General features: G+C 70.1%; 3 protein-coding genes. 1 reads left to right on the top strand and 2 read right to left on the bottom strand.

All coding sequences use genetic code 11. The features are described from left to right. Positions 1–74: 74 nt before the first annotated feature. The gene (locus tag ACFXI3_RS32885; protein ID WP_378404828.1) at positions 75–1,487 is read right to left on the bottom strand and encodes an amidase; all 1,413 of its coding nucleotides are present in this window, start codon (positions 1,485–1,487) and stop codon (positions 75–77) included. Between the two features lie 111 nt (positions 1,488–1,598). Here ACFXI3_RS32885 and ACFXI3_RS32890 point away from each other — a divergent pair, with 111 nt between their 5' ends. Then, positions 1,599–2,564 carry an Lrp/AsnC family transcriptional regulator gene (locus ACFXI3_RS32890; protein ID WP_378404830.1) on the top strand — a complete coding sequence of 322 codons (966 nt, stop codon included), beginning with the start codon at positions 1,599–1,601 and terminating at the stop codon, positions 2,562–2,564. Between the two features lie 3 nt (positions 2,565–2,567). Here ACFXI3_RS32890 and helR read toward each other — a convergent pair whose 3' ends face one another. Then, complete coding sequence (gene helR, locus ACFXI3_RS32895; RefSeq protein ID WP_378404832.1) at positions 2,568–4,751, bottom strand: RNA polymerase recycling motor ATPase HelR; 2,184 nt, start codon at positions 4,749–4,751, stop codon at positions 2,568–2,570. Between the last annotated feature and the right edge of the window lie 192 nt (positions 4,752–4,943).

The following is a 4,943-nucleotide window of genomic DNA, read 5'->3' on the forward strand; positions in this document are numbered from 1 at the left end:
GTGAAGGGCTCCTTGAGGGAATCTGATTCCCTCAAGGAGCCCTTCACGGACCTTGTTCCGTGCGGCAAGGCGTCTCAGAAGACCGGCCGCTGGTTCCCGTACCCGGTGGCCTGCTCGAAAGCGTGCGCGGCGCGCAACAGCCCTAGCTCGCCTCGCACCGGCGCGATGATCTGCAGCCCGACCGGCCGTCCGTCCTCGGTGAACCCCGCAGGCACCGACAGCGCCGGGCAGCCGGTCGCCGAGATCGAATACGCCGAGCGCATCCACTCCAGGTAATCGTGCATCGGTTGCCCGGCAACGGTTTCCGGGTACTCCCACTCCACCGGGAACGGCGGCACCTGACTCACCGGCGCGAGCAGCAGGTCGTACTGGCTGAAGAACTCCCGCATCCCGGTGATGAGCTGTAGCTGCCGCGTCTGCGCGCTCGCGATGTCGGCACCGGAAAGGGTGGCGCCGAAAGCGATGTTGTCCTTGAGGGTCTGCTTCATTTTGTCGGGATGTTCTTCGAGCAGGCCGTTGAAACCGGCGTGGAAAAGCCAGCCGCGCAGGGTGCGGAACACCTCGTCGGCTGCGGCCAGATCCGGGCAGGCCGGTTCGACGCGGCAGCCGAGATCGGCGAACGCCTTCACCGCCGGTTCGAGCACGGCGCTGACCGCGGGGTCGACCGGCAGCCCGCCCAGATCCGGCGACCACGCGACGCGCAGCCCGGCGAGGTCGGCGTCGAGCGATCCGGCGAACGGCGCGGCGGGCTGGTCGAGCGAGATCGGGTTGCGCTCGTCGTGCCCGGCGATCACCGACAGCAGCAGCGCGACGTCCGCGACCGTCCGGCCCATCGGCCCCTGCACGCCCAGCGCCTCCCACGGCAGCGTCGCCGGCCAGGTCGGGACGCGGCCCGGCGACGGACGCAGGCCGACGACGTTGCAGAACGACGCCGGATTCCGCAGCGAGCCGCCCATGTCGCTGCCCTCGGCGAGCGGCTGCAGGCCCGCGGCCAGCGCCGCCGCCGCGCCGCCGCTGCTGCCGCCGGCGGACAGATCCCGCCGATACGGGTTGCGCGTGGCTCCGAAGACCGGGTTCATCGTGTGCGAACCGGCCCCGAACTCCGGCGCGTTCGTCTTGCCGAGCGTGATCGCTCCCGCGTTGCGGATCCGCTCGACGACGAGCGTGTCGCCGTCGGGCACGTGGTCGGCGAAAATGGGGGAGCCGTAGGTGGTGCGGACACCGGCGACGTCGTGCGTTTCCTTGTGCGCCACCGGGATCCCGTGCAGCGGACCGACCTCCTCGCCGTGCGCGAGACGTTCGTCGGCGGCCGCGGCTTCGGACAGCGCGCGCTCGGCGGTGAGCGTGACGATCGCGTTGATCTGGGGGTTGACCTGCTCGATCCGGTCCAGATGGGCTTGCAGCACCTCGCGGGCGGATAGTTCGCGGGTGCGCAGCCGCCGGGCCAGTTCGCGGGCGGGCAGGTAACAGATCTCCTCGGCGCTCACTGATTGTCCTTCCTGACCCCGGTGTCCGTTCGAGACGCCAGCTTCGCCTTTGGTGCTGAGGTTGGACAAGAGCTACTCGACAAATGACGGAATCAGCCACAGTATTGGCTGATGACCGCACGGCTGGACCCGCTCGACCGCCGGATCGCCGGCGCGCTGCAAGTCGACGGCCGCGCGTCCTGGCGGCGGATCGCCGAGGTACTGGACGCGCCCGAGCGCACGGTGGCCCGTCGCGGGACGCACCTGCTGCGCACCGGCGTCGTGACGGTTGTCGCCGTTTCGCCGCACGGCGTGCCGCTGCTGGTCCGCGGCCGTTGCCGGGCCGGGCTCGGCCGTCCGGCGGGCACCGCGCTCGCGGGACGGCCGGAGACGAGCTTCTGCTACCTCATCACCGGACAGGGCGAACTGGTCGCCGAGGTCTTCTGCGACCGCGACCGGCTGCCGACCTTCATGTTCGACGAGATGGCGGCAATCCCCGGCCTGCTCGATCTGACGGCCGATACCGTCACCCGCTACTACCGCACCATCCACGAATGGCAGCCCGGCCTGCTCAGCCCGTCCGAGACGTCGGCGATCTCCTCGCTGCCGCAGCCGACCCCGCAGCCCCGGCAGCCCGACGGCGTCGCCTTCGGCAGCGACGAACGCGCCATCGTGCGCGCGCTGCGCGAGGACGGCCGGCGGACCCACGAGGAGCTCGCCCGCGCCGCCGGGATCTCGGAATCGACCGTCCGCCGCCGGGTGGAAGCGTTGCGGCGAGAGGAAAAGGTGTTCATCCGGGCGGTGGTGGAGCCGGCCGTGCTCGGGCTGCCGGTCGAGGCGCTGCTGTGGATCCGGTGCCGCCCGCACGACGTCGACGACATCGGCCGGGCGTTGCTGGCCTCGCCGTACGTGCGGTACGCGGCGGCGATGACGGGCGAGTATCAGCTGCTGGCTGACGTGACCTTGCCCGACATCGCCGCGTTGCACGAGTTCGTCGGCAGCTCCGGATGGTCCCGGCAGGCGGATTCGGTGCATACCGGGGTGGTGCTGAAGGCGTTGAAGCGCAGCAGCGTCCTCGCTCCCGAGCTGCGCTCCTGACGGTTAGATCCGCTCTTCCAATCCGTTCAGCACCGACGGCAGCGCGCCGCGGTGCAGCACGCCGAGCCGTTGCGTCGCCCGGGTAAGCGCGACGTACAGCTCGGCCGCGCCGCGCGGGCCGTCCGCGAGAATCCGGTCCGGGTCCACGAGAAGCACGGCGTCGTACTCCAGCCCCTTCGTCTCCGACGCTTGCACCGCACCCGGCACGTCCGGCGGTCCGATCACGACGCTGGTCCCTTCCCGGCCCGCCTCGTCGCGGACGAATTCCTCCACTGCGGCAGGCAATTCGTCGTCGGTGACCTTCCTTGACCACGGCCGGACCCCGCACGCGCGAACCGATTCCGGCGGCTCGACCCCCGGCGCGAACTCGGCCAGCACCGCGCCCGCGACAGCCATGATTTCCGCCGGGGTGCGGTAGTTGACGGTGAGCGACCGGTAGACCCAGCGGCCCGGGACGTACGGATCCAGCATCGTGCCCCAGTCGGTCGCCCCCGCCGCCGACCGGCGCTGCGCCAGGTCGCCGACCACGGTGAACGACCGGCTGGGACACCGCCGCATGAGCACCCGCCAGTCCATTTCGGACAGTTCCTGGGCCTCGTCGACGACGACGTGCCGGTAGGTCCAGTCCCGGTCCGCGGCGGCGCGTTCGGCGAGGTCGCGGGTGTCGTACTCGACGAACCGCTCGGCCAGGTCGGTGTCGTAGAGCAGGTGCTCCGCGGACAGGCCGATGTCCTCGTCCATCTCCTCGCGGTCGAGCCGCATGATGTCCAGCACGCCCGCCGCGTACTCGGCCTCCGCCTCGCGTTCGGCCTTGTCCTCTTTCTGCTTCGCCCGGTCCGGTGCCTTGCCCAGGAGGTCGATCAGCTCGTCCAGGAGCGGGACGTCCGACACCGTCCAGCCCTCGCCCGGCTCGCGCAGCAGCGCCTGGCTGGCGCCGGCCGCGGTGAGCCGCGCGGGGGAGGAGTACAGCGTGGTCAGCAGGCTTTCCGGAGTCAGGATCGGCCAGAGGCGGTCGATCGCCTTGACGAACGCGCTGTCGGCGAGGAGTTCCTTGACGAGCGTGGAACGGAGGTCCTCCCACTCCTCCTTGTCGTCGCGCGTGAGCCAACCGCGCCCGATGCGGGCCATGGCGCGTTCGGTGAGCACGTACGTGACGATCTCGACGAACACCGCCCGCGCTTCGTTGTGCGGCCGCCCGCTCTGGCGCGCTTCGTCGCGGGCCCACTCGGCGGTCGCTGCGTCGATCCGGACCGTGGTGTCGCGGAGTTCGATCAGGATGGGTTCCGGCGGCAGCTCCTGCCGGTCCGCGACCGCCGCTTCGAGGACGTCGAGCATCCGCAGAGATCCCTTGAACCGCGCGATTTCCGGCTCGTCCTCGGCGTTTGTCCGCAGCCCCGGAAGCAGCCCGCCCGGCGTGGTGAACACCACGTCGGACTCGCCGAGCGACGGCAGCACGCGGCCGATGTGGTTCAGGAACGACGGATTCGGCCCGAGGACGAGGACGCCGTGGCGCTCCATCCGCTCGCGCTGGGTGTAGAGCAGATACGCGACGCGGTGGAGCGCCACGACGGTTTTCCCGGTTCCCGGTCCTCCCTCGATGACCAGGACGCCAGGATGGTCGAGCCGGATGATGCGGTCCTGCTCGGCCTGGATCGTCGCGACGATGTCCCGCATCCCCTCGTCGCGCGGCGCGTTGACCGCGGCGAGCAGCGCGGCGTCGGCGTCGTTCTCCTCGTCGCTGCCGCCGCCACGCCCGAAGACCTCGTCGGTGAAGGACGTGACTCGCCGGCCGTGCGTGTGGAACTGCCGCCGTCGCCGCATGTCCTCCGGGGTGGCGGCGGTAGCGGTGTAAAACGCGCTCGACGCGGGCGCACGCCAGTCGAGAAGGACGGGTTTGTACTCGTCGTCCTGGTCGAAAAGCCCGATCCGGCCGATGTAGGAATGGTCGCCTTCGAGCGTGTCGAGCCGCCCGAAACACAACCCGGAGTCGGCGACCGACAACCGCCGCGTTTCCCTCGTGAGAGCGCGCACCTCGACGTCGCGCTCGCCCGGAGTCTCGTCGTTTCGCTTGAGGGCAGCGGTGTAGCGTGCGGCGGCCCGCTCGCGCTCGTCGTCGAGCCGCCGGTACAGGCCGGCGACGTAGTCCTGTTCGGACCGCAGTTCTTCTTCGTACCCCTGAGTTGACACGTGCCCCTCGCTGCTGTTATTCTGAACCCAGATTCGGCGCGAACTTCTGATTTCTTGGTGAAGACGCGTCGATTTTTTATTGTCCACCTTCTGTCAAGTGGCGGGGTTGGGCTGGTGCTTTTCCGGCTTTTCTCGCCGGGAGTCGCGTTGCGGTGGCTGGCGGGTTGCTGTGGCTGGGGGCATGCTTTCCCG

It is taken from the genome of Amycolatopsis sp. NPDC059235 (assembly GCF_042754125.1).
Taxonomy (GTDB): domain Bacteria; phylum Actinomycetota; class Actinomycetes; order Mycobacteriales; family Pseudonocardiaceae; genus Amycolatopsis; species Amycolatopsis albidoflava.